Here is a 24,900-nt window from a genome sequence, read left to right as displayed (position 1 = left end):
GTACTGTTGTAACCGTTATGCTTATGATGACTAGTTGTAGCATGTCCTTTCTCCTCTCTTTCACCTATTTAATTATCGGCAAAGGTCTCACTCTCGTTTAGGAAAAGGTAGCAAAGAAGTCGGTATATATAGAGGATGTCTTGTGGGAGATGATTGATGGTTAATAGAAAAACCCCTACCAATTATGGTTAGGGGTTCAGTTTTTCAATAAAAATTTTATTATCCAAGTATTAGTCAATTAAATTTTTGATTTAGCTATTGCGCCCATCCCCTCAAGTATTGACACTGCATCCTTATTTAAAAAAGAAAAAATATCCTTTTTAAAAAATAATTTTGGATTATCTTTCAAGGTATACTTGATACCACTTAAATTAAATGAGGATGCATAGGAGTTAATAGCTTTAACAGTTGCCATTTCCTCTCTAGTAAGGTTAACTTCACCAAATTTTATTCTTTCTTGTACAAAATTCAGTATTTGTCTTGCATTACTATTCAAGAGATTCTTGTGCCTTTCTAAAATATCAATATTTTGTTCAATAAATGTTCTAGAGGAAACAAAATCAAGTTCCTCAGCACTACTATTAATTTTATTTATTAGTTCTTCTATATTCATACCCTGATCCTCTCCTATTTTTTTAAATATACGCTAATTTTATTTATCGGATACTTTTAAAAAAATTAAAGAGCAGGTGATAAACATAATGTATTAAAACAAAGATAACCATACAAAAAGCAATAAGCCACAAAATGTGTTTATTGCCTTTTATCGTAACCCCTATTTTACATTTGTAAAACCACCATCAATACGAATCACTTCACCGTTAATGTATTCTGCCTTGGAGGTTAATAGGAATGTAACGAGTTCTGCTACCTCTTCTGGTGTACCTAAGCGTTTTTGCGGTATTCCACCAGTTGCATTTGCTTTCATTTCTGGATTTGCTTCATAAAACGCTTTTACCATTGGTGTTTCTGTTGGACCTGGGGCGATTGCATTTACACGCAAGCCATCTTTTGCATATTCTGCGACCATACTCTTTGTGATTCCTACAATTCCATGCTTTGTTGCAGAATACGTCACAACGGAGTCCTGTCCGATAACTCCTGCACTGGAAGCCGTATTCACGATTGCCCCTCCACCATTCTTCAACATAACCTCTGCTACATAGCGAACACCATATAGAGCGCCTAAGAGGTTAATCCCTACAATCTGCTCAATTTCTTCAATTGTAGTTTCTAAATAAAATTTACCACTACCAGATATTCCAGCGTTGTTAAAGAAATAATCGATGGTTCCGAACTGCTCAACGGTTTTATCCACATAGTTCTTAACTTGTTCTGATTTAGATACATCTGCCTTAATGAAAACGGCATCAGCACCTGCATTCTTTACCATTTCAACCGTTTCATTTCCACCTTTTTCATTCACATCCACAACCGCAATATTAACTCCTTCTTGTGCCAATCGAACAGCAGTAGCTTGTCCTAAGCCACTGCCTGCACCAGTTATAATTGCTACTTTGCTCATATGTAAAACCTCCATTTTCTTGACAAATATTGGGGTAGGACAAAATCCTTCATTTAAGAAAATTGTCACTACAACTTATATTGTGTAGCACGATAAAAAAGATGTATTGAGTATTCTCTAGATACATCCTTAGATCAAATTTTTGGTGCAGGCACTTGTTTTTAGGAGCCAGGCACTTGTCGAATTTTCTTATGATTTCGCAAGTGCCTGATACCCATTTTTTCACAACCTTAGTTTCTATTTCTTTGTTCCCGTAAATACATAAATCGCATCTCTCAAAAACGCCGCAGTTCCTGGCTTCAATTTATTATCGTAATAAGCTGTAAAACGCTCATCATCTACATACATTTGCGCAAGCCCTGCGTGTGCTTCTTTACTATATTCCGACCAGTAGAACATTAGCCATTTCTTGTGTAATTCCGCAGCCTTTTGAGCTAATTCACTTGCAGGATCACTTACTTTCATGGCTTCCTCTAATGTTGCGAAAATTTCTGCTGATATTCTTTCTGCTTCAGCATGCTCTTCTTGTGTCATATTCACGAACTTGTTATTCGATTGTTCAACTACATCTTCTCCATAATTTTCACGGATTTCCTTTCCATATTTTTGTTCATTTTCCGCTAGTGCTTTCTTTTTAAAGCCTTCAAATTTTTCTTTATCACTCATATTAATTTTCCCTTCCCTTTCCAAAATCGTTTTTTCCACATTTTCAATCAGTAACTCAAGCTGCTTTCTTTTCTCAAGGAGCTTCTCTTTGTGTTTTCTTAGTGCATGAGCTTCGTCAAATGACGGATCCATCATGATTTTCTGTATATCACTTAAATTAACTCCAAGCTCACGATAAAATAGTATTTGCTGCAGACGATTTACCTCTTGTTGGCCGTAAATGCGATATCCGGAAGAATTGACCCTTGCCGGCTTTAGAAGGTCAATCTCATCATAATATCGAAGTGTCCTTGAACTAACTCCGGCCAACTTAGCTAATTTTTGAACGGTGTATTCCACAGGTTCCCCTCCTCGATAATTTAAACTTACACCTTTACGTTACGTTAATGTCAATAGGAATTTTATTACTTTTTTATCCTATCAATTGTAAGCATTCTATCCGCTAAAAACCCTTTATTTAACCCACTTTCCTGCAGATCTAAACCTACAAATCTGTTACAAAACCAACGAAATGTCACAATATCTTTGAATTGTTATGAACAATTTGTGAAAACTGTCACATTCTATTGAACTTACCCATAATGGTTATTAATATAAACACTATATTGATAGTGATAAATTCTTACTACCAAGATGAATTAGTTACATTATCCAACAGTATTGTGACTAGACAAAAGTATGATTAGAAAGGGGAGCCTACATGAAAAAGAAATGGGCTTTACTCAGTATGATGTTTTTCACAATTTCCGTCCTGGCAGGTTGTGATTTATTAGTCTTAGATCCAAAAGGGCCTCAAGCAGAACGACAGGCTAGTGATATATTTTTATCAATGGGCATCATGTCCTTTATTGTTCTTGTAGTTTTCGGGATTTTAATATATATGTTGGTCAAATATCGTGCTTCTAAACAAAGCGAGGATTATAACCCACCACATGTAGAAGGGAATAAATATGTCGAGGCTATCATCGTCATTATTCCTGTGATAATCGTTACTTTTCTTTCCTTTGTTTCGGTTAAAAGTAACTACATTGTGGAATCCACACCAGCTGGTTATGAGGACCGAGAGCCTTTAGTGATTTACGCATCTTCCTCAGACTGGAAATGGCACTTTAGCTATCCTGAAGAAGATATTGAGACAGTAAACTATTTATATATACCTACAAATCGTCCATTAGAATTTAAACTTTATTCTCACGGACCAATTACAAGCTTCTGGATTCCACAGCTTGGTGGACAAAAATACGCCATGTCGGACATGGTTACAACATTGCACTTAGCTGCAGATGAACCTGGTGAGTTAATGGGTAGAAATGCAAACTTTAGTGGTAAAGGCTTTGCAGAAAATACATTTAACGTAAATGTTGTAACACCAATGGATTTTGAAGAATGGGTTGATGAAGTAAAACAAACTGCTGAACCTCTTACAGAAGAGAAATTTGCAGAACTATTAGAACCAGGACATCTTGGTCAATTAACGTTCAGTAGCACGCATTTAGAATTCGCTCCGCCTCCTGAGGGAGAAAATGGAGGACACCATCACGGCTCTTCTTCAGAGGAAGAGGCTGAAATGGAACACGAGGACGAAACAAAAAATGAACATACAGATAGTTCGGAACATCATCATTAAGCGATTATAATACGGCTGGTTAATCTACCAGTCGATGTTCGCTTTTTAAAGAATACTATTTTAATAGAAGGCTTCGCATTATCTTGTAAACTTCTTGAAAGGAGTCAAAAACAATGGAATTTTTCGAACGATTTGCTATTCCCCATCCTAGTCCATTAATTTATGCTTCGATGGTTGCAATTGGACTTACTGTTATCGCCATAATTGCTGGCTTAACATACTTTAAAAAATGGGGTTATTTATGGCGAGAATGGTTGACTACCGTTGATCATAAACGAATTGGTATTATGTATTTATTTTCTGCACTATTAATGTTATTCCGCGGTGGTGTTGATGCCATCATGATGCGTGCACAGCTTGCCGTACCTGAGAATACATTTCTAGATGCACAGCATTATAATGAGGTTTTTACAACGCACGGGGTTGTAATGATTATATTTATGGCAATGCCTTTCATCATGGCGTTGATGAACTTTGTAGTTCCTTTACAAATTGGCGCTCGTGACGTAGCATTCCCACGTTTAAACGCGCTTAGTTTCTGGTTATTCTTTATGGGGGCAATGTTGTTTAACGTTTCCTTTGTTATTGGAGGATCACCTGATGCTGGATGGACTTCCTACTTCCCATTAGCGGGGAACGACTTAAGTACATCCGTTGGAACCAACTATTACATGATTGCTATTCAGATAGCTGGACTCGGGACATTAATGACAGGTATTAACTTTATTGCAACAATCTTCAAAATGAGAGCTCCTGGTATGACACTCATGAAGATGCCAATGTTTACTTGGGCTTCCTTAATTACAAATGTCATTATTGTTTTCGCATTCCCAGTTTTAACAGTTGCGCTTGCAATGGGTACGTTTGACCGTTTATTTGGTACTCATTTCTTTGCAACTACGAATGGCGGTATGGATATGCTTTGGGCAAACCTATTCTGGATTTGGGGACACCCAGAGGTTTATATACTAATATTACCGGCATTCGGAATATATAGCGAAATTATCCCAACCTTCGCAGGACGTAATCTATATGGTTATAAATCTATGGTATTCTCCATGGTGATTATTAGTTTACTATCCTTCTTAGTGTGGGCTCACCACTTCTTTACAATGGGGCAAGGGGCTTTCGCGAATAGTATTTTCTCGATTACGACAATGGCCATTGCTGTGCCTACAGGAATAAAAATATTTAACTGGCTATTTACCCTTTGGAAAGGGAAAATACGAATCACGACGCCAATGCTATATTCCATGTTATTTATCCCTATTTTTACAATTGGTGGTGTAACAGGGGTCATGCTTGGTATGTCAGCAGCTGACTATCAATATCACAATACAATGTTCCTAGTGGCACACTTCCACTTAGTAATCATTCCTGGTGTTGTATTCGCAATGCTAGCTGGACTCACTTACTGGTGGCCAAAAATGTTTGGATTCATGCTTAATGAACGTTTAGGAAAATGGGCAGCTTGGTTAGTTGCAAGTGGTACGATTGTTGCTTTCTTCCCAATGTTTATTTCTGGGCTAGATGGTCAAGCAAGACGTATGTACACTTATTCAGAGTCTACTGGATTCGGTATATGGAATATGCTTTCCTTTGTCGGTGCTGGTATTCTAGCAATCGGTTTTGTCTTAATCGTATACAACATTTATTACAGTACACGTTATGCTTCAAGAGATATACCTGCAGACCCATGGAATGCTCGTTCTCTTGAGTGGGCTACACCAAGCCCTACACCGGCATATAACTTTGCCATTACTCCAGAAGTAGATTCAAGAGATGCTTTCTGGAATGCTAAGCGATCTAAAAAGTCCCTATTTAAGGGTGGCTATAAGGATATCCATATGCCAAATAACAGTGGCGGTCCAATCATTATGAGTGCAATCTTCTTTGTGCTCGGATTTGCGCTAATCTTTAGCCTATGGACAGTTGCCATAATAGCTGCAGTCGGTATTGCTGGATGCTTGATTTATCGATCCTTCGAGCAAGACCATGGATATCATATTACTGCAGATGAGCTAAAAGAAATGGAAGACAATAATGGAGGTGCTAAATAATGAAGGTAAATCATACAGGGCCTCTTGAATATAGTACCGAACAAAATAATTTAAATATATTAGGCTTTTGGATTTTCATCGGGGCAGAAATTATGTTATTTGCAACACTTTTTGCTTCCTATTTCACACTAGTGGACCGTACTGCTGGCGGTCCAACTGGTGCGGAAATATTTGAAATTACTCCAGTTTTAATTGAAACGATTTTATTGTTAACAAGTAGCTTTACCATCGGGCTTGCGGTTCACGCCATGCGACTTGCAAATAAAAAGGCGATGTTGACTTTCTTTGCCATCACACTTCTATTAGGGCTTGCCTTTTTAGGAGTAGAGATATATGAATTTGTTCATTATGTTCATGTCGGGGCTGGATTAGGTACGAGTGCATTTACAGCGATTTTGCTTACTACACTCGGAACACACGGAGCTCACGTAACATTCGGTTTATTCTGGGGAATTTTCATTATGATGCAAATAAAAAAACGTGGGCTTACTCCACAAACAGCGAATAAATCATTCATTTTCTCCCTATATTGGCATTTCCTAGACGTTGTATGGATCTTTATTTTCAGCTTCGTCTATTTGAAAGGAATGATGTAGGATGAAAGAACTTTTTCCAAAAAAACAAGTAGTAGGCTTTCTATTTTCCCTAATATTAACCGCAGTTGCCTTGTTAGTGTACTTTTTAGAAATGCCGTTTGGAGTTGGAATGATCGTTCTCCTTCTAACTGCATTCACACAAGCAGGTTTGCAGCTAGTAGTATTCATGCATGCTGGTGAAACGAAGGATAAAGGGGCAATCTATGCAAGTATTTATTACGGAATGATTATTGCCATTTTATCCATCCTTGGTACACTGTTAGTCATGATATGGGGTTATGTATAAAAGCGAGTACCTCAGCTTGGGGCATGCGCTAGATGGATTTAACTGATAACATTACTAAAGGGAACATCACTTTTACGTGACGTTCCCTTTTTTTTGCTATTGCTTTGCTATTTTATGAGGCTTCCGTTTCATTTCCATATCCTCGACAACTACTAAAAATAATCCGATCAAAAAGATAAATACTGCTCCCATTATCGTACCAAGACCTATAGCAGCAAACGCTGTGAAACCGCTTTTATACATTCCCATTAAAAAAATTATAAGACCAATTGTAAGCACTGTTACGCCGATAAATCTTGAAACATTTAAAATTCTCGCTTTATTATCCATTCCGCTCAACCTCCTTATACTATATATTATGTCTCTTGTTCACAAATTCGTCAAACTTTTTTCTTATTTTGGACACATTTTCATTTTTGTGTATAAAGCTCCCTATATTGTTGAATAAATTTGCTTTACTGTATAATTCCTAGGATATACTGTAGAATTATTATAGGTAGTTGAAGGATTCAGACAAATTGTTGTATGAATCCATCCATTTTATATGGAATAATGAAATGGGTGTTATTGAATTCGACAAAAAGCGACAAATATCGGGTGGTGCCAGGCACCTTGCACGCCTGCACACCTGGCACGCCTGGCACGCCTCGAACGCCTGGCACCTCGCATGACTGGCACGGAAGGAAGGACTCATATGAGTATTTTAAATGTGGAAAACATAACGAAAACCTATGGAGATAAGATCTTATTTGATCATATTTCGTTTACCATAAATGAAAAAGACCGAATTGGATTAATAGGCGTAAACGGTACTGGAAAATCATCCTTACTAAAGGTTATTGCTGGCCTTGATTCCGCAGATGAAGGAAAGATAGAGCACGCCAAACAGTTTCGGATGGAGTACTTGCCACAAAATCCTACTTTTGAAGAAGACATAACGGTTCTTGACCACATTTATCATGGGGATTCTGATATTATGAAGGCAATGCGGCTGTATGAACAAACATTAGCCGACCTCGAAGCAGACCCGATGAATGAGAAGATTCAACAAAAACTATTCAAGTCACAACAAACGATGGATGAACTTAAAGCATGGGATGCAAATGCTACAGCAAAAACAGTTCTAACCCGTTTAGGAATTACGGCATTTCGCGAAAAGATATCTTCTTTATCAGGAGGTCAGAAAAAACGAGTAGCAATCGCAAAAGCATTAATACAACCTGCAGATATATTAATTATGGATGAACCTACAAACCATCTTGATAATGAAACAATAGAGTGGCTAGAAACATTTTTAACTCAATACAATGGGGCATTAATCCTCGTCACCCATGATCGCTATTTCTTAAATCGGGTTACGACGAAAATTTTCGAATTAGACCAGGGTCAATTATACAGCTATGACGGAAACTATGAATTATTTTTAGAGAAAAAAGCAGAACGAGAAGAACTAGCTATTTCCAATGAACAAAAGCGACAAAACACATTGCGACGTGAGCTCGCTTGGCTACGCCGAGGCGCAAAAGCTCGTACGACCAAACAAAAAGCAAGAATTCAACGTGTAGAAGAACTAAAAGGTAAAAAAGGATCTCAAGCAAATGGTCAGGTGGATATTGCAATAGGTTCCACACGTCTTGGTAAAAAGGTAATGGAGCTTGATTCCATTACAAAAGGCTATAACGGACAAAACCTCATTAAAGACTTTAGCTATCTTGTTACACCAGGTGATCGCCTTGGTATTATCGGGCCTAATGGTAGTGGGAAAACAACACTCCTTCATATGTTGGCTGGAAAAATTAAACCCGATGCAGGTACGATTGATATTGGAGAAACCGTAAAAATTGGATACTACACACAAGAAAATGTGGAGATGGATGAAAACTTACGTGTTGTTGAATATATTAAAAAAGACGCAGAGGTAATTAAAACAGCCGATGGAGATTTTATTACAGCGGAGCAAATGTTAGAGCGTTTCTTATTCCCAAGAAGCGAACAGTGGACATATATCCGCAGACTTTCAGGTGGGGAGCGGCGACGACTCTATTTGTTAAGTGTGTTAATGAGCGAACCTAATGTACTATTTTTGGATGAGCCTACAAACGATTTGGACATTCAAACGTTATCAATTTTGGAGGATTATTTAGATTTATTCCCTGGGGTCGTCATTACTGTGTCACACGACAGGTATTTTTTAGATCGTGTTGTGGACCAGTTAATTTCCTTTGAAGATGGAGAAATAAATACCTTTTATGGTAGTTACTCCGAATATATGGATATCCGAGCAAAAGAGAAAGAACAAGAAGCAAAAGAAAAGCGTGTAAGAGAAAAGCAAGCGCTAGAAAAGCATAAGGAACAAACAAAGACCAAACCAAAAAAGCTATCCTACCGCGAGCAACAGGAATGGGATACCATAGAGGATCGGATTTCGAATTTAGAAGAAAAACTCGTTGGGATCCAATCTGAAATTGAAACGACGGGCAGTGATGCTGAAAAGGCACAACAACTGTTTGATGAACAACAACAAGTGGAAGCAGAATTAGAAAAGGCGATGGAACGTTGGGAAGAATTATCTTTATTAGTTGAAGAAATAAACAGTGCTAAAGGCTAAGGGACTGCGGATTAAGATACAAGCCGGAATAGGAAAATAAATTCCATTTTCGGCTTGTAAAAATTTTACGATCTGAAATCTTTTCCCCTCTCAGACAAGGTTTATAGACGCTCCAGGTAAACTTTCATGGACCAGAATTTTTGTAATCCGAATCCATTTCTCTCTACCCTGTTAAAATTTGTTCATATCCCACATCCCAATATCCACAAAGCCGATTCGTTTATAAATAGTACCTGCAGCAGGATTATCATAAAAGAGACAAAGAAATTTCCCTTCCCTTAATAAATCCTGGCAAAGTCGTGTCATGATTGCACTAGCATAGCCTCTTTTTTCATAACCTGGTAGGGTTCCAACAGCCACTACCATTGCAGATACACTATTTTCAGCAGATGTCATTGCAGATGACACAATACGATCACCATCCGCAATAAAATAACCACGTTCTGCACCTATCTCCATATTTCGCTTTATACTTTCAGCTCTCTCAGCTCTTGTATCAAATATTTGTTTTTGATGCTCCACTAGTCGAGGAATATCATCTAGCTGAACCAATTCAATTTCTATATTAGGAACATCCAGTTGTCGTAATTCTTCGCATTTAGCATAAAACAAGTTTCTCGTTTCCACTGGTTTTCGACTTAGTTTTTCGACAACTTGCTCTACAATCGAGGATATTCCAGAAAGCATTTTATTCGGTCTACTATCCGCATCAATTATTTCCGCAATGGAATCAATATCAAATTCTTTCGGAGCATATACAATATAGTTATCCTGATAACGTAATAGCACTGCCCTTAATTGACCATCGTCACTAAAATCTCCCCAAAGTTCTTGCACATCGGAGTCGAATCCAAAGGCTTCAATATCTCCAATTAGGAAAAGATTTTCAGCTGGTTTTGTCTTTACAAATTTTAAACATTCTTCCCGATTCGATTCCGTTAATTTCTTAATCAAAAAGGTCCCCTCCCTTTTATGTAAATTGTTACTATATTAACAAAATTCCAAAATAATACAAGAGACAACATAAATTTGCGAATATTTAGTTTTTGGATTTGTTCAATTTTCGAAACTACTATACATTATGCAAATTAAAAACTGCCCCTCACCATTTGTGAAGGACAGCTTATTTCCCTAAACCTATTCGCTTAAAAATAGTAGACTATATCTATTTAATGTCGTTTACTTAACCATAAAACCCCTGACTTCGCAAGTCGCGGCAATAGTCCCGTAAATGGTTGATTAAACATATTGCCAAACCCATCTGATTTACCTAGAGAACCGAGTGTTCCTTTTAGCTTAATTTCCTTTGGTTTTTTAGGCTGTTGATTGCTTAATACAGCTGATAAAACATCAGCTATTCGTTCTCCTTGGTGTTGAGCTAATTGGGCACTTGGTGAATAATCAGACGATGCACAGTCTCCTACTACATATACATTCGAATGAGTAGGAACTTGGAAATATTCATTTAGTACTACTTTTCCTTGTTGATCCTTTTCAAACGGTAACGATTCAATGAGGTGATTTGGCTTTACTCCAGCAGTCCAAATCGTTACATCGCTATCAAAGCAAGCACCATTATTACAAACGGCACCTTCCTTAACATACTCGACATTGGCATGGTGAATAACCTCAACATCGTTTTTATGGAACCATTCTTCCACATAGCTCTGGATTTTTTCATCAAAGGCTTTTAATACAGAACTGCCCCGGTCCAATATACAAATCTTTAAATCTGGTCTACTTTCCCGAACCTCTGAAGCTACTTCAATCCCGCTCAAGCCAGCCCCAACAATTGTAACCTTACCCTCAGCACTCAAATTAGATACAGCTGCCCCTGCTCTTCTGGCTTTTGCAATCGTCTGTACACTTTCTGTAAATTCCGCTGCACCGTCAATACCATGAAAGTTGTCTTCACAGCCTAATCCAATGATTAAATAATCATAGGAAATGACCTCTTCTACTTCACGGACAAAAACTTGCTCCTCAACCGTATCAATTCTTTCAATTTCCCCAAAAACAAAATCTACCTTTTCGTGTTCCGGAAATCTCATGCGTACATCTTTATCCGCTGATGTGCCTGCTGCAATCGCATAAAATTCCGTTTTTAGTGAATGGTACGGATTTCTGTCAACTAATGTAATATATGTATCGGCCGGCAACCCACTGTCTAGTAATTTATGTAGTATTTTGACACCGCCGTATCCACCACCTAAAATTACAATTCGACTCATATACTAATCCCCTTATCCCTTTTTCTAGTTGTCTATTTAAATTTTAGTATAACAATTTGAAAACGTATACCTTTTTTTCAAAATTTCTGCAATAGTTTCGTAACACACAGATTTTTAGGTAGATTTTTACAGCTGACACTATCTGATAACGTTATTTTTAATCTATTTGTAAGTTTGTAATTGAATTAAATTACAAATAGAAAAAGCATGTAACAAGACTTGTTACATGCTTTTAAAGATTCCTTATTAGTCATCTTCATATTCAGAAGAGATGGAGAGGATATCACCAGTTACGGCATCAATTTCCATATCAAATTCTTGATTTTCACTTCTCATTTCTATTTCGTAATAGTAACGACCGTCCTCTTCATCTAACTCTATCTCCTCTATCACTACTTCACCACCAACTTCAGCCTTAGCAATTTCAATTGCCTTTTCTTGTAAAATAGGTAGGTTTACAGAAAGTTTTCCTTTATTATCGTCACGGTCATCTTCTACAGGTGTGGTATTTTGTTCATTTGTTGTATTATTTTGTTTCTGCTTATCGTCACTGTTATCATCGCTGTTATCATCATTTGCATTGCCCTTTGCACTAATTTTTACATTTTCTTCTGATTTATCATCTGCATTATCATCGTTTACTTCTGCTTTATTCTCGTTCCCTTCGGCTTGATCATCTGTATTGCTTTTAGCCTCGTTTTGATCATCTGTATTTTGCGTTTTACCATCATTAACCGTTACTTTCACTTGCTTACTAGAATCGTTCCATTCTTTTTCCACAAGCTTTATCACTTCGCCTGTATCCCCATCAAGGAGGAGCTCATACTTCATTCCTTCTCCTTCGATTTCTATTTCATATACTGCTCGATTGCCTTCTTTTTCAAATTCGATTTCTGTTACAGTCCCAGGAAATTGCGATGTAGCGATATTTTTTGCTTCCTCTACAGATAAACTTGCGGCCTGAGATTTGGTAGAAAATTGATACACTCCAAAACCAATTGCTAATACAATTACAAACCCAATTCCAATTGCCATTAATTTGTTTTTCATTTTGTACTTCCTCCTTTTACTTGTTGACTCTATCTTAAGCAACCAACATGAAAGGATACTGTGAGAAACATTAGAATTTGATGAGAAAAAGAAAATATTTTTTCATGTTTATCTTATAAAGGCAGATTCACCGTAAAGATTGAACCTTCTCCTTCTTTACTCTGAACGGTAATTTCTCCACCATGGGCATGAACAATAAACTGTGCAATGGATAATCCCAATCCTGTACCACCTGTTTCTCTACTTCTTGCCTTATCCACTCGATAGAACCGATCAAAAATTCGATTCACTTCTGAGTCAGACATGCCATCTCCAAAATCTTGCACGGAAATTTTTGCAACTGTATGTGATTGAGATAAAGAAACCCTTATCTCTTGATCACTGTACTTACAAGCATTGTCCAACAAAATATATAGTACTTGATTAATTTTTTCCTTGTCGCAGCTTAATGTAGTATGCATTAAATCATTTCGTAATGTTATTTCTCTTTTATAGGTTACCGTAAAGGTGCGAATAACATCTTGTACTAAATGAACCAGATTAATTGTCTCAAAACGCAAATCCTCTTCCCTTTGATTTTTAGCAAGCGCTAGCATCTGTCTTGTCATGCTTTCCATTCTTTCCGCTTCTTGCCGAATTGCAGCTGTTGCTTCTTCAAACACCTCTGGTTTATCCTTTCCCCATCTTTCTAGAAGCTGTGTATAACTTTTTATGACCGAGATAGGTGTCTTGAATTCATGAGAGGCGTCGGAAACAAATTGCTCTTGCTTTTTAAAGCTTTCCTCCAAGCGATCAATCATTGAATTATACGTACTACCCATTTGATATATTTCGTCCTTGGATTTACCCTTTAAACGAATTTTCTTCCATTTGCCTTTCCTTTGATTTTCCGTCATTGCCGTTGTTAATTCCTTGATCGGTTTCACAAGGAAATTCCCTAGCACCATTCCACCTAATGCAGCTGGAATTATCATAATAAGCGATGCAAAAAGTAATACAAGGAATAGAGTAGACATGGCTTCTTGATGAGCAGTTAATTTTTCAGAAACTTGCAAGGTGACAACTTCTCCATTTTCCCATATAAACGGGATGGAGATCATGACAAACGGGACACCATCTTGACCTTCGATTATTTCTCTTTTTTCTGTAGTTACATAGGTTAGAGGTAAACTATAATAATCTGCCTTCTTCGTAATGGCTTCTAAGGCCATTTCTTCTTTGTTTATAATCCGAATCATTCCATTACTAGGAATGTATGCTTTAAGTAAAGTGTTCGAGGTCACGTTGGCATTCTCATTGGAGGCTAATGCTTCCATAATAACATTTGTTTCTGCTCGCGCACGCTCGACTTCAGCATCTAAGGAAATCTTCATAAATAAATAAAATATTGCTGTATTTATAAGTAAAATAACAATTAACACAGTAAAACTTGCATAGATTTGTATTTTCGTTCGTAGCTTCATGAGGTTTTACCGTCCCTAATGGTATATCCAACTCCACGTATCGTTTGTATGTACGCATGCGAAAATGGTTTATCAATTTTTTGCCTTAAATAACGTATATACACATCCACCACATTTGTTTCGCCAAGATAATCATAGCCCCATACTTGCGTAATGATTTGCTCTCTCGTTAGAACTTGATTTTCATTTGTTAATAAGTACACTAATAAATCAAATTCTCTTGGGGTTAGTTCTATATGCTGTTCCGCACGTATTACCTCTCTTGTTTGAAGGTTAACCGACAGTTCCCCAATTTGCATCACTTCAGCCGATTTAACTGCAGACTGAATCGTTCGAAGGTGCACTCTAATTCTTGCTAGTAATTCCTCAATTTGAAAAGGTTTTGTTATATAGTCATTTGCCCCCAAATCAAGTCCACTTACTTTATCATGAACCTCGTCTCGGGCTGTTAATAGTAATATTGGTATTGCAATTCCTTCTCTTCTCACTCTTCGTAACACTTCAAAACCACTTAGTTCTGGTAATTGAATATCTAGCAGTACAAGATCAAACTTACCTTGTTTTATTTCCTGAACCGCATCCTTTCCATTGTAGGCGGTTACAGTTTCATAACCCTCGTACTCTAGTTCAAGTTGCAAAACACGAGCTAGTTTTTTTTCATCTTCTACAATTAATATCCTCGACAATAGATAGGACCTCCTTTGAAAGCAATGATTTCCTGTTTTGCTAGATGGGTATGAAAAACGTTATATACGGATTCATTGGGAAGAAACCTCGTTGTTTACTTATATTATGTAATTATTCGTAACTATGTATAGTAAGTAGCTTAGACAATCCTTAAGATTTACCATTACCTTACCACAAAACGAATCTCTCGTTTATTAAAAGATATTTACAAATAGAAGAAGGGCTCCTATGGATTTTTAAAATCGGCACTTGACATTGCATATTTTTTAGGTATTATGGTTATATACTTAAGTGTATAACCATATAACTGTAATAACATAAAAGGTGGTGATTGTGTTTGAGTAATTTGTTTCAAAATAACAAGCCAATTTTTATACAAGTTCGAGAAAAAATCGAAGACGACATCGTAAATAAAGCATTAAAAGAGGGGGACCAAGCCCCGTCCACAACACAGCTCGTTAATTTTTATAAAATCAATCACGCTACTGTTTCAAAAGGAATTAACCAATTAGTGGAGGATGGCATTCTTTTTAAGAAAAGGGGGATTGGTATGTTCGTTGCTGCTGGTGCAAGGGAAAAGTTAGTGTCCAAAAGAAAAGAAGCGTTTGTTCATGACCATGTACTCGGTCTTGTTGAAGAAGCGAAGAAGCTAGGTATTAGCGAGAACGAAATCATTCAATTAATAAAAAAAACGATGGGAAGTGCGTAATATGATGAATCAAATCGATTTTCAGAATGTTTCTCTTAAAATCAATAAAACCGACATATTAAATGATATTTCCTTTCATTTAGATGGTCCGAAAATTTACGGTCTTCTTGGTAAAAATGGTGCCGGAAAAACTACTTTGCTCTCTTTATTAGCATCTTTTCGCGAGCCAACAAGTGGAGCCCTTCGTATTAACGGTGAGGAGCCCTTTGAAAATGCAGCTATCATGAACAGTGTAGCGTTTATTTACGAAAAAGACCGTAAAGAAGAAACAGAGAAAATACCAGGGTTACTAGAATTGGTAGAACGATATCGCCCTAATTACGATAAAGAATACGCGAATTATCTAATTGATAAATTCAACCTACCTTTAAATAAGGCAGTAAAAAGCTTTTCCAAAGGGATGCTATCTGCACTGAATGTTGTCATTGGTCTTGCTGGCAGAACGCCCATTACTATTTTTGATGAGGCATATCAAGGGATGGATGCACCAACTAGGGAAATTTTCTATAAGGAAGTTTTGGCTGAGCAAGCGAAACATCCAAGAATTTTCATATTATCTACGCATTTAGTGTCTGAGATGGATTATTTATTTGATGAGATATTGATAATTAATAATGGGAGCCTCTTACTTCATGAAGATTATGAGTCTTTAGTTTCCCGTGGAGCATCCATTACAGGGAGTCAATCGACAGTGGATCATTTCGTGCGGGGGAAATCCATATTAAATGAACAACAATTAGGAAATACAAAATCGGTAATGATCTATGACGAGTTAAGTGAATCAGAGCGTAACGAAGCAATGGCACTAGGCTTAGAAATAGGTACGATATCCCTGCAGGATCTATTTATTCATTTAACAAGAGAGGAGCGATAAAATGAAACAAAACAATATACCCTTGAAGGTAGCATTTGATATCACTTCTGTACAAAGTGGCTGGTCCATCATCTTTTTCTTAATTTTAATTTTCAACAACATCATTAAATATATCTCTTCTTTGTTTCATGAAGGAGGAGAAATTGGGAACTTCTTTAATATAACGTTCAGTGGAAGCACTGTATTTATGTTAATAATCGGAATTATTGCAGCCTATACGTTTTTGCCGCTTTATGTAAACCACGGCATTACAAGAAAGGATTATTTTGTAGGTAACACACTAGCCATTTTCTTTATTTCGCTTGTACTACTTGCTGTTTCGCTTATCATTACAGGAGTGGAATATACGATTGTAAATCTAACGAACATGGATATTACATTTATTAATGAGGGAGCGATTGAAAACGAAGAGAACATCATCGCGAATTTTGTACTATCCATCGTCCTTTCGTCCTTTGGAGACATGAATAATGTACCATGGTTATTATCCATTGGGGTTTTCTTAATCCGTGCCATGTTCTTTTATGCAATTGGTTGGTTTATTGGTGCATCCTTCTATCGAGCTGGTGTAATTGCTGGTTTCGGATCCATCGCGTTTTCTATTATCTTGGTTAGTTTGTTTGATTTGTTCTGGGAAGCAACAGAAGGAAATATTTTGGCGCAATATTTATCGTTGGATTTTGGTACTCCATCCTTATTCATTTCCTTCATTGGTTCATGTTTCCTTATTGCTTTTCTTTTCGTTATCATACGAACGATTACGAAACGGGTGTCAGTTCGGTTATAGGAGGTGATAAGTGTGAATTTCGTAGCTTGGATGATTGTGGCAAGTGAAATTGGATTTTGGATTGTAATTAGTTTAGGACTTGTGACAAGATACATGCTTAAAAAAGAGGGGCTGGGACTGTTTTTCCTAGCATTAACCCCTCTTATAGACCTTGTTCTGCTAATTACAACAAGTATTGACTTATACAACGGCGCTACCGCTACATTGACACATGCTATTGCGGCGGTTTACATCGGAGTATCTATTGCTTTCGGTAAAAGTATGATTCGGTGGGCAGACGAACGTTTTACGTATTACGTTACAAAGACGGGGTCAAAACCTTCGAAAAAATTTGGCATAGAGCATGCAAAGCATTATTTCAAGGGTTGGCTGAGACACCTAGTTGCATATGCTATTGGCGCAGGAATGCTTCTCATTTTAACAATTGTCATTGACGACCATTCTAGAACAGAAGCTTTATTGAATGCAGCTAGATTGTGGTCCCTTGTGTTAGGAATTGACCTTCTTATTTCCATTTCCCATTTTATTTGGCCAACGAAAGAACGAGGTGTCCGGTAAGCTACCGGACACCTCGTTCTATAATTCGACAAATTTCGGGGAGTGACAGGCACCTATTCCCCTTCTCTCATTAGCATTTTGAGTTCTTCCGCTGAGCTGGAGATGGTTATTGCGGACTGCTCCATTTCATGGATGGATTTTCCGAATGCTTCTAGGTCATCTTCTATCTTTCGATTACTTTCTTTTGTGGTTTTCATCATTTGATGTACCATTTGGAATGATTCTTCTGTTTGCCCCATTTGCTCTTTTAATTTCACCAGGATATTTCTCGTTTGTTGTAGTGAGGCTGAACTATTATGAATTTGATCATTTGTCTGATTTACAAGTCTTGTTACGTCTGATACGGAGGCGCCTGTTTGTTCCGCTAATTTGCGAACCTCATCCGCAACAACCGCAAAGCCTCGACCGTGTTCACCAGCACGAGCTGCTTCAATTGATGCATTTAAAGCAAGTAAATTCGTTTGCTCTGCTATCGACTTCACGATTTCTACTATTGCTTTAATTTCTGTTGATGTTGTTTCTAGACTCCCCATATCTTCGCTTACTTGTTCCGTACTATCCTGCATGTTTTCTAAGGATTCGCTCATTCTTTTTAATTGTGCTTCTCCTTGCTCTGCAGTACCCATTGCCTCTTCTGTTAGTTGTGTACCTGATTTCGAATAGGAAATAATCCCATCCATTTGCTTCGTCATTTCCTCAATGGATACCGTATTTTCTTCCACTACCGCTGCAAGTTCAGAAGAGGTAGATTCTAAGGATTTTCTTATTTCTAATTTGTTCTGTAGCTCTTGGTCCTTTAGTCTACTGATTTCATCATCATACGCTTCCAATACTACTTGTTGTTCTAAATTTAACAGCTTATTCACAACTCTTATAGCAAGAATACGGTCATTTGCATCCGTAAAATGCTCTAAAATTAAACCTACTAATCCATCAAATAACTTTTGAAAGGACGCAATGTACCACTTTTGAGTAAGTCCAATCATTACATGTACAAATGCAATCTTTTTTCTTCTTTCCATAAATGCTTCATTCATTACTCCAGAAAACATTTCAACAATGTGTCTCATCAAGGTTTTCTTTAATTTTTCAAAGGAACTATTTTTTTCAATAATGGTAATAAGGTCTTTATTATGCCTTAGATTATCATAAAAGCCATCAATAATTGGCTTACTGTATTGCTCTACCATTGGCTTTAATGCTTGTGCAATCGCAAAGTCCTCGACAGTTAAATCTAGCATTTTCAATTGCATCGCCAAATCTGAATCAGGATTTACTTGCACAACTGGCTTCGTATTAGCGGCTAAATCTTGTAAGGACTGCTTGGTAGTTGCTTTTACTTTCTTTTTAAAAATACTCATATAACGGTAACCTCCATGGTGTTGATATAGTTAATATCGGTTCATTTCCTGGATAATCAAGAAACTTTACTAATTTAGCAAAATAAAAAAACTAGAACACCAAAGGTTCTAGTTTTTTGTTCGACATAATATGACAAAACTCGGGGAGTGACAGGCACCCAAAAAACACCCCTACCTACGGGCGCTGCTTTCGCGGTAGACGATGGAGTGGGGTATAATAATTCGTTTTTCTGGTTCTGCTTTATTTGTTGTTTTTTCGATGAGTGCTTTGGCTGAGTATGCGCCGAGGTCATAGATTTGAATGTCTACAGTTGTTAAGGATGGCTTCGTTATTTCGGATAAGTATACATTATTGAAGCTAACTAAAGAGATATCCTTTGGTACCGAAACACCAAATTCCTCTAATCGACTTAACACACCCAAACTCATAATATCATCACTTACCACTAATCCAGTAGGTGGCGTTTCTAAAGATAACAAAAATTCAACCGCTTCTCTTCCGCCCGATTTCAAAAACTCGGTATGGATTTTATAAGAACTAGGACATGGAAGTCCTGCTTCCTTCATCGCTGCTTCATAGCCTTCCACACGATCTCTCGTTACAAATAGGTCAAGAAAACCTCCTATAAATGCAATTCGCTCATGACCTAGGTCAATTAAATGCTTTGTGATTTGATGACCCGCTGCTACATTATCATTATCCACATGAGTTACTTCATTAATTTGTTTATGTGGTTTCCCGACTACGACAAAGGGAAAATTCTGTTCATATAAAAACATCATGACAGGGTCATCTACCTTTGAGTACAGTAAGATGACTCCATCAACATAACTACCATATACCATCCGCTTTACTTCATTAAGAATCTCACTTTCTGTAATACCCGTAGATAATGTTATCGAGTATTCCATCTCATGGGCTACAGAACCAATTCCTCTCAAAATTTCTGGGAAAAAGGGATTTTGCAAAGCCTTATCCGCTGAGGATGGCATGATAACACCGATAGCTTTTGTTTTTTTAGCAACTAGATTTCTAGCGTTGATATTGGGATGATATCCTAGAGCAGACATTGCTTTTCTTACTTTTTTCTTCGTGTCCTGACTAATTCTAGAACTGTCCGCAATTACTCTAGAAACAGTGGACGGTGAAACACCTGCTTTTTTCGCTACATCTTTAATTGTTACCATATTTTTCATCCTCAATTATTGAAAGTTATTATAATGTTAAAACTGCACGGCCATTTATTTCTTCTCCATTCATTATAACAGTTTGATGCTTACTTAAGTGATGGATAACGATTGGGATTTCCACATAATCTGGTTTGTAATCGCCATTATGCTCTAATGTTGTTATGGTTATCGTTTCAGTTGAGTGTACGACCTTCAGCTTCAACTCCAAGTACTCTCCATTTTCATATGCAAATGTTTCCCCATCATCATCATAGTAGGTAGCTTCATACCAATGTTCTTCTGGGCTTGCAAAAATATGCATCTCCACCTGTTTCGGAGATTTATTTTGGCGGGACTGTATTTCCCCTTGAAAAATAGCCGTTCCCCTTTTGACAAATATCGGCATATAATCCAATTCCGCATGTACCAAGTGTACTTGTTCGCCTGCGTATACGTTACCGGTTTCCATTTCAATCCAATCTCCCTCAGGGAAGTAAACCGCCCGATCCGTTACTGAAGGAGCTAATATAGGGGCAATTAGCACATTATCTCCAATCATAAATTGATCGTTGATGTTATATGTTTTTTCATCTTTTGGAAATTCCATAAATAAAGGTCGCATAACTGGTAAGCCTTTTTTCGTAGCTTCTTGAAATACCTTGTATAAATGAGGCATCCATTTATAACGCATCTGAATATACTTTCGCATAATCGATTCATTCTCTTCACCAAAACGCCATGGCTCCTGATATAAAGTTCCAATAGCAGAATGATTTCGAAAGTATGGTGTAAAAGCTCCAACTTGTGTCCAGCGAACTAATAGCTCTCCATTTGTATCATGTGCAAATCCGCCTACATCAGGACCAACTAAAGGTACACCTGATAGACCTAGATTCATTACCATAGGCAACGTCATTTGCAAATGTTCCCAGAAGCTACGATTGTCACCAGTCCAGACGGCAGCATAACGTTGTACTCCAGAAAATGCTGCTCTTGTTAATAAAAATGGTCGTTTCCCATTTAACTGGTGTTTTAATCCCTCATACGTTGCTTTACCCATTAAAAAGCCATAAACATTATGCAATTCTCGATGTGTAGTTGGCTCTCCATCATTTCGGTGCATCACTTCAACATCCATTGTTTTTGTTTCATTAAAAACAGCAGGCTCATTCATATCATTCCATATACCTTCAATACCTAAATCTGTATAAAACTGATGTTTGTCGCCCCACCACTTTCTTGCCTTCTCATCCGTAAAGTCAGGGAATGCACTAATACCAGGCCAGACTTCACCATGGTAAATGTTTCCTTCAATATATTTACAGAACTGATCTTGATTAATTCCTTCCTGATAAACGTAGTACTCCGGATCCTTCTTCACGCCTGGGTCTACGATCGGAACAATTCGAATACCCATTTGTTTTAAGTCTTGGATTAATTTTTTCGGATCGGGAAAACGCTCTTCATCAAATGTAAATACTCGGTAACCATTCATATAATGAATATCCAAATAAAGAACATCCAATGGAATATCACGATCGATGAAATTTTGCGCAATCTCACGTACTTCCGCTTCCGTTTCATAGCTATAACGAGATTGGTGATAGCCAAGAGACCATTTTGGTGGCAATGGCATTCGACCAGTTAAATACGTATATTGTTCCAATACTTGCTTTGGTTCAGGACCAGCCATCACATAGTAATCTAACTGTCCGCCTTCCGCTTCAAAGGAATAATAATCAAGCTCCGACTTCATGTCAAAGATTGTTCGAAAGGTATTATCAAAAAACACACCATGGCTACGCCCATTTCGAAGTGTCATAAAGTACGGAATGGATACATAAAGCGGATCTGTTTCCGGATTATGTGGAATATAAACATCTGAATTCCACATTTCGTATCTTTCTCCTCGTTTATCTAGAAATCCAGTCTTTTCCCCAAAACCATAAAAATGATCATCTTTATCCATTTTTTTATATGTAATCACTTCACCTGTTGGCTTAAAGCCCATTCCCCTATTGCCTTCGTCTAACAAAACATGACCCTTATCATCTTGTATCAATATAGAAAAAGTCTCTTTCTCAATTGTTACGATTAAATGCTTTGATAATAAGCTTACGGCTTGGTCTTGATCTTTGACCTTAACTTCCACAGAGTTCCCTTCAGCAACAACAGCCTTTGAAGCATCTAGCTTTGGTTGTGAAAATGGGTTCATCACAATACGAACGATTGAATCGGTATAAAATTTGATTGCTACATGACCTTTCGTACATTCAAATAAGTACGTATCTTTTGCCTCTTTGTATGCTTGTAATGTTCCAATCCTCTTGTAAGGGGTTGTATTTGTATCCTTTTCCTTACCAGGGTGTATGGCAAAACTTGTATCTTCTAACATAATCGACGCTCCTTCTACTGGTGAGGGGAATACTATTATTAACCTTTAATTCCACCTGCAGTTAAACCAGAAATGAAATATTTTTGTAAGGAAATAAACAAGATCGCAATTGGGATAGCTATTAAAATACTTCCTGCGGCAAATAAAGTAAATTCACTGCCGTATTGGCGGGAAACCATCTCGTATAACCCAACAGCAAGCGTATACTGTTCCGGCTGGCGTAGTAAAACCTTAGCTAAAATAAAATCTGTAAAAGGGGTAATAAATGTAAATACCGCAACTACTGCAATCATCGGTTTCGATAACGGCATAATGATTTGCCAAAAAATCCGGAAATGTCCTGCGCCGTCCATTCTGGCACTCTCATCCAATTCTTTTGGAATAGAGTCCAAATACCCTTTCATTAACCAAGTATTCATGGGGATACTACCGCCAATGTAAATTAATATTAGGCCTAAATGTGTGTTAACTAGCCCTGTTACATTTGCTAAAACAAAAATGGCAATTAACGCCGCAAAGTTCGGGATCATTTGTAATATCAAAAAGGAAACTAAACCATTTTTGCGGCCAACAAAACGATATCTTGAAAAAGCATACGCCATTAGACTAACGGTAATAACGGAAGCCACCATTGTAATGACACAAATTTTTATTGTATTCCAATACCAGGTCAAATAAAGACTCTCATCTGAATTAAACAATTGCTTATAATGTTCAAATGTAGGGTTCTTCGGAATAATATTAAAAGACGACAAGCTTGTACCTGGAGTTAATGACGCTCCAAATATCCATACAAGTGGATAGATAATAAATAGCGCCATTAACGAAATCACGAAATAGGTTCCAGTTAGTCTCCATATTTTTGTTCTTTTCATATTCATCTACATCATATCCTCTTCTTGGAATGATTTTGTACGCCTAAACTGCCAGATTGCGACAGCAATGACGACAATGGACATAATCATCGTAATAGCAGCTGCCATTCCGTACTTCTGAGTGGTCATGGTTAGACTGTAAATCCAGGAAATCAAAATATCCGTTCCACCCGCGTTTTGCCCTGGCACAGCAGGCCCTCCACTATTAAACAAGAAAATGACATTAAAGTTGTTAAAGTTAAACGTGTATTGCGTAATTATTATTGGCGCAATGGAATACATAATGAGTGGAAACGTAATTTTGCGAAACTTTTGTAATGCACTAGCTCCATCAACTGTTGCTGCTTCATATAATTCACTAGGAATAGACTGTAGAACACCAGTAACCATTACAAAAATAAACGGGAATCCTAGCCACGTTTGAATCATTATTAGCGCTAACCGTGTCCATACCGCCTCTGTCATCCACGGAATCGCATCAATACCTAGGGCATCCAGAATAACCCGGTTTATCGCACCAAAGGATTCATTAAACATCCCCGAGAATATTAAGATGGATACAAATGCCGGTACCGCCCAAGGAAGAATTAATAGAGTTCTAATTACCGCTTTCCCCTTTAAATCCTTCTGGTTTACTAATACAGCCAAAAATATCCCTAATGCAATTTGTAATGTCGTCGCACCAAACGTCCATATCAACGTCCACGCAAATACGCCAAAGAATGTATCTCGCCAAGCTTCCAACTTAAATAGATCGGAGAAATTTTGGAATCCAACCCAATCTACTAAACTTGCAGGCCAATTGTGATATAAATCGTAGTTTGTGAACGCTAATAAAACTACAAAAATAATTGGTAAAACGATAACAAACAATAATAAAAAGAAACCTGGAGACAACATTAAGTAAGGGAATCCATTGTCTATTAAGTTATGGTATTGTTCCCGAATGGAATGCAGTGGCTTCCCTATATCACGTCTTTTGCCATTTTTATATGCATCACGCATGTTTATGAACATAAAAATAGCAGCAAGTATTAGTAGAATAATAGAAATAATGCCATAAACCATTAAGAAAATGGAATTGTCTCGTGGCAGCTTCTCACCTAACGTTACAATCCCCCATAAACCTATATCTAGAAAATCCCAAAATGTATAGATAAACGAAACACCTAAAAGGAAAAAAAACGCTCCTTTTAGAAACTGGCGATTATAAAATTGTCCAAACCCCGGAATAATCGATAACAGGGTTGCGACTTTTCTGTGATTTGTTTGGTATTGATTATCCATTTACAAGAGACTCCTCTCTTATTAAAAAGCCCTAAGCTACCGATAAGGTCCAATGTCACTTCATTAAACGATTCGATAGCTTAAA

General features: G+C 37.3%; 23 protein-coding genes. 9 read left to right on the top strand and 14 right to left on the bottom strand.

Annotation, left to right across the window (positions count from 1 at the left end; all coding sequences use genetic code 11):
• Nucleotides 1-238: 238 nt before the first annotated feature.
• The 3 genes from C1A05_RS15990 to C1A05_RS15980 form a co-directional block, all read right to left on the bottom strand.
• Entirely contained in the window at nt 239-613 is a 375-nt protein-coding gene (locus tag C1A05_RS15990) for a hypothetical protein (protein WP_102029248.1), read from the bottom strand.
• Nucleotides 614-775: 162 nt separating this feature from the next.
• Nucleotides 776-1,525 carry an SDR family NAD(P)-dependent oxidoreductase gene (locus C1A05_RS15985; protein ID WP_102029247.1) on the bottom strand — a complete coding sequence of 250 codons (750 nt, stop codon included), beginning with the start codon at nt 1,523-1,525 and terminating at the stop codon, nt 776-778.
• 237 nt (nt 1,526-1,762) lie between these two features.
• The gene (locus tag C1A05_RS15980) at nt 1,763-2,530 is read right to left on the bottom strand and encodes a MerR family transcriptional regulator (protein ID WP_102029246.1); all 768 of its coding nucleotides are present in this window, start codon (nt 2,528-2,530) and stop codon (nt 1,763-1,765) included.
• Between the two features lie 361 nt (nt 2,531-2,891).
• Here C1A05_RS15980 and qoxA point away from each other — a divergent pair, with 361 nt between their 5' ends.
• From qoxA to qoxD, 4 genes are all read left to right on the top strand, one after another.
• Nucleotides 2,892-3,818, top strand: a complete 927-nt coding sequence (qoxA, locus tag C1A05_RS15975; RefSeq protein WP_102029245.1) for a cytochrome aa3 quinol oxidase subunit II — start codon at nt 2,892-2,894, stop codon at nt 3,816-3,818.
• 113 nt (nt 3,819-3,931) lie between these two features.
• A complete protein-coding gene (qoxB, locus tag C1A05_RS15970) occupies nt 3,932-5,878 on the top strand; it encodes a cytochrome aa3 quinol oxidase subunit I (protein WP_102029244.1) in 1,947 nt (648 codons plus the stop codon).
• Complete coding sequence (gene qoxC, locus C1A05_RS15965; RefSeq protein WP_102029243.1) at nt 5,878-6,474, top strand: cytochrome aa3 quinol oxidase subunit III; 597 nt, start codon at nt 5,878-5,880, stop codon at nt 6,472-6,474. Before qoxB ends, qoxC begins: the two co-directional genes overlap by 1 nt.
• 1 nt (nt 6,475) lies before the next feature.
• Nucleotides 6,476-6,760: a cytochrome aa3 quinol oxidase subunit IV gene (qoxD, locus tag C1A05_RS15960; RefSeq protein WP_102029242.1), complete on the top strand. Its 285-nt coding sequence runs from the start codon at nt 6,476-6,478 to the stop codon at nt 6,758-6,760.
• 96 nt (nt 6,761-6,856) lie between these two features.
• Here qoxD and C1A05_RS15955 read toward each other — a convergent pair whose 3' ends face one another.
• Nucleotides 6,857-7,090, bottom strand: coding sequence for a hypothetical protein (locus tag C1A05_RS15955; RefSeq protein WP_102029241.1), 234 nt, complete (start codon nt 7,088-7,090; stop codon nt 6,857-6,859).
• Between the two features lie 364 nt (nt 7,091-7,454).
• On the opposite strand from C1A05_RS15955, the gene C1A05_RS15950 reads away from it, so the two are divergent.
• Nucleotides 7,455-9,368, top strand: a complete 1,914-nt coding sequence (locus C1A05_RS15950; RefSeq protein WP_102029240.1) for an ABC-F family ATP-binding cassette domain-containing protein — start codon at nt 7,455-7,457, stop codon at nt 9,366-9,368.
• 171 nt (nt 9,369-9,539) lie between these two features.
• On the opposite strand, the gene C1A05_RS15945 is transcribed toward C1A05_RS15950, so the two are convergent.
• The 5 genes from C1A05_RS15945 to C1A05_RS15925 all read right to left on the bottom strand — a co-directional run bounded on the left by C1A05_RS15945 (nt 9,540) and on the right by C1A05_RS15925 (nt 14,798).
• Nucleotides 9,540-10,322 (bottom strand): GNAT family N-acetyltransferase, encoded by a 783-nt coding sequence (locus tag C1A05_RS15945; RefSeq protein WP_102029239.1) that lies wholly within the window; start codon nt 10,320-10,322, stop codon nt 9,540-9,542.
• Between the two features lie 215 nt (nt 10,323-10,537).
• On the bottom strand, nt 10,538-11,599 hold the full coding sequence (locus tag C1A05_RS15940) for an NAD(P)/FAD-dependent oxidoreductase (RefSeq protein ID WP_102029238.1): 1,062 nt from the start codon (nt 11,597-11,599) through the stop codon (nt 10,538-10,540).
• A gap of 246 nt (nt 11,600-11,845) precedes the next feature.
• Nucleotides 11,846-12,649, bottom strand: a complete 804-nt coding sequence (locus C1A05_RS15935) for a PepSY domain-containing protein (RefSeq protein WP_102029237.1) — start codon at nt 12,647-12,649, stop codon at nt 11,846-11,848.
• Nucleotides 12,650-12,762: 113 nt separating this feature from the next.
• Entirely contained in the window at nt 12,763-14,112 is a 1,350-nt protein-coding gene (locus C1A05_RS15930) for a sensor histidine kinase (protein ID WP_102029236.1), read from the bottom strand.
• On the bottom strand, nt 14,109-14,798 hold the full coding sequence (locus C1A05_RS15925) for a response regulator transcription factor (protein WP_102029235.1): 690 nt from the start codon (nt 14,796-14,798) through the stop codon (nt 14,109-14,111). Before C1A05_RS15925 ends, C1A05_RS15930 begins: the two co-directional genes overlap by 4 nt.
• A gap of 338 nt (nt 14,799-15,136) precedes the next feature.
• Between C1A05_RS15925 and C1A05_RS15920 the strand changes: the two genes are divergently transcribed.
• The 4 genes from C1A05_RS15920 to C1A05_RS15905 are packed head-to-tail and all read left to right on the top strand — an operon-like array spanning nt 15,137 to nt 17,727.
• A complete protein-coding gene (locus C1A05_RS15920; RefSeq protein ID WP_102029234.1) occupies nt 15,137-15,508 on the top strand; it encodes a GntR family transcriptional regulator in 372 nt (123 codons plus the stop codon).
• Between the two features lies 1 nt (nt 15,509).
• A complete protein-coding gene (locus C1A05_RS15915) occupies nt 15,510-16,382 on the top strand; it encodes an ATP-binding cassette domain-containing protein (RefSeq protein WP_102029233.1) in 873 nt (290 codons plus the stop codon).
• A gap of 1 nt (nt 16,383) precedes the next feature.
• Nucleotides 16,384-17,169 carry a hypothetical protein gene (locus tag C1A05_RS15910; protein WP_102029232.1) on the top strand — a complete coding sequence of 262 codons (786 nt, stop codon included), beginning with the start codon at nt 16,384-16,386 and terminating at the stop codon, nt 17,167-17,169.
• Between the two features lie 12 nt (nt 17,170-17,181).
• Complete coding sequence (locus tag C1A05_RS15905; protein ID WP_102029231.1) at nt 17,182-17,727, top strand: hypothetical protein; 546 nt, start codon at nt 17,182-17,184, stop codon at nt 17,725-17,727.
• A 53-nt stretch (nt 17,728-17,780) separates the two neighbouring features.
• Here C1A05_RS15905 and C1A05_RS18490 read toward each other — a convergent pair whose 3' ends face one another.
• The 5 genes from C1A05_RS18490 to C1A05_RS15880 form a co-directional block, all read right to left on the bottom strand.
• Nucleotides 17,781-19,088 carry a globin-coupled sensor protein gene (locus C1A05_RS18490; protein ID WP_102029230.1) on the bottom strand — a complete coding sequence of 436 codons (1,308 nt, stop codon included), beginning with the start codon at nt 19,086-19,088 and terminating at the stop codon, nt 17,781-17,783.
• A 171-nt stretch (nt 19,089-19,259) separates the two neighbouring features.
• Nucleotides 19,260-20,285 (bottom strand): LacI family DNA-binding transcriptional regulator, encoded by a 1,026-nt coding sequence (locus C1A05_RS15895; RefSeq protein ID WP_304528553.1) that lies wholly within the window; start codon nt 20,283-20,285, stop codon nt 19,260-19,262.
• A gap of 19 nt (nt 20,286-20,304) precedes the next feature.
• Nucleotides 20,305-22,653 carry a glycoside hydrolase family 31 protein gene (locus C1A05_RS15890; protein ID WP_102029228.1) on the bottom strand — a complete coding sequence of 783 codons (2,349 nt, stop codon included), beginning with the start codon at nt 22,651-22,653 and terminating at the stop codon, nt 20,305-20,307.
• Nucleotides 22,654-22,691: 38 nt separating this feature from the next.
• Entirely contained in the window at nt 22,692-23,534 is an 843-nt protein-coding gene (locus C1A05_RS15885; RefSeq protein WP_102029227.1) for a sugar ABC transporter permease, read from the bottom strand.
• Entirely contained in the window at nt 23,535-24,815 is a 1,281-nt protein-coding gene (locus C1A05_RS15880; protein WP_102029226.1) for a carbohydrate ABC transporter permease, read from the bottom strand.
• Between the last annotated feature and the right edge of the window lie 85 nt (nt 24,816-24,900).

This window comes from Salirhabdus sp. Marseille-P4669 (genome assembly GCF_900240405.1).
GTDB lineage: Bacteria > Bacillota > Bacilli > Bacillales > Alkalibacillaceae > OEQK01.
The sequence above is the reverse complement of the archived record's forward strand: the minus strand, read 5'-3'. Positions and strand labels throughout refer to the sequence as shown.

What these genes read in the sequence shown, in the direction of transcription:
- C1A05_RS15990 (WP_102029248.1), bottom strand. Translation starts at nt 613, where the DNA reads ATGAATATAGAAGAACTAATAAATAAAATTAATAGTAGTGCTGAGGAA.
- C1A05_RS15885 (WP_102029227.1), bottom strand. Translation starts at nt 23,534, where the DNA reads ATGAATATGAAAAGAACAAAAATATGGAGACTAACTGGAACCTATTTC.
- qoxB (WP_102029244.1), top strand. Translation starts at nt 3,932, where the DNA reads ATGGAATTTTTCGAACGATTTGCTATTCCCCATCCTAGTCCATTAATT.
- qoxC (WP_102029243.1), top strand. Translation starts at nt 5,878, where the DNA reads ATGAAGGTAAATCATACAGGGCCTCTTGAATATAGTACCGAACAAAAT.
- C1A05_RS15895 (WP_304528553.1), bottom strand. Translation starts at nt 20,285, where the DNA reads ATGAAAAATATGGTAACAATTAAAGATGTAGCGAAAAAAGCAGGTGTT.
- C1A05_RS15935 (WP_102029237.1), bottom strand. Translation starts at nt 12,649, where the DNA reads ATGAAAAACAAATTAATGGCAATTGGAATTGGGTTTGTAATTGTATTA.
- qoxA (WP_102029245.1), top strand. Translation starts at nt 2,892, where the DNA reads ATGAAAAAGAAATGGGCTTTACTCAGTATGATGTTTTTCACAATTTCC.
- C1A05_RS18490 (WP_102029230.1), bottom strand. Translation starts at nt 19,088, where the DNA reads ATGAGTATTTTTAAAAAGAAAGTAAAAGCAACTACCAAGCAGTCCTTA.
- C1A05_RS15940 (WP_102029238.1), bottom strand. Translation starts at nt 11,599, where the DNA reads ATGAGTCGAATTGTAATTTTAGGTGGTGGATACGGCGGTGTCAAAATA.
- C1A05_RS15880 (WP_102029226.1), bottom strand. Translation starts at nt 24,815, where the DNA reads ATGGATAATCAATACCAAACAAATCACAGAAAAGTCGCAACCCTGTTA.
- C1A05_RS15910 (WP_102029232.1), top strand. Translation starts at nt 16,384, where the DNA reads ATGAAACAAAACAATATACCCTTGAAGGTAGCATTTGATATCACTTCT.
- C1A05_RS15930 (WP_102029236.1), bottom strand. Translation starts at nt 14,112, where the DNA reads ATGAAGCTACGAACGAAAATACAAATCTATGCAAGTTTTACTGTGTTA.
- C1A05_RS15915 (WP_102029233.1), top strand. Translation starts at nt 15,510, where the DNA reads ATGATGAATCAAATCGATTTTCAGAATGTTTCTCTTAAAATCAATAAA.
- C1A05_RS15890 (WP_102029228.1), bottom strand. Translation starts at nt 22,653, where the DNA reads ATGTTAGAAGATACAAGTTTTGCCATACACCCTGGTAAGGAAAAGGAT.
- C1A05_RS15985 (WP_102029247.1), bottom strand. Translation starts at nt 1,525, where the DNA reads ATGAGCAAAGTAGCAATTATAACTGGTGCAGGCAGTGGCTTAGGACAA.
- C1A05_RS15950 (WP_102029240.1), top strand. Translation starts at nt 7,455, where the DNA reads ATGAGTATTTTAAATGTGGAAAACATAACGAAAACCTATGGAGATAAG.
- qoxD (WP_102029242.1), top strand. Translation starts at nt 6,476, where the DNA reads ATGAAAGAACTTTTTCCAAAAAAACAAGTAGTAGGCTTTCTATTTTCC.
- C1A05_RS15955 (WP_102029241.1), bottom strand. Translation starts at nt 7,090, where the DNA reads ATGGATAATAAAGCGAGAATTTTAAATGTTTCAAGATTTATCGGCGTA.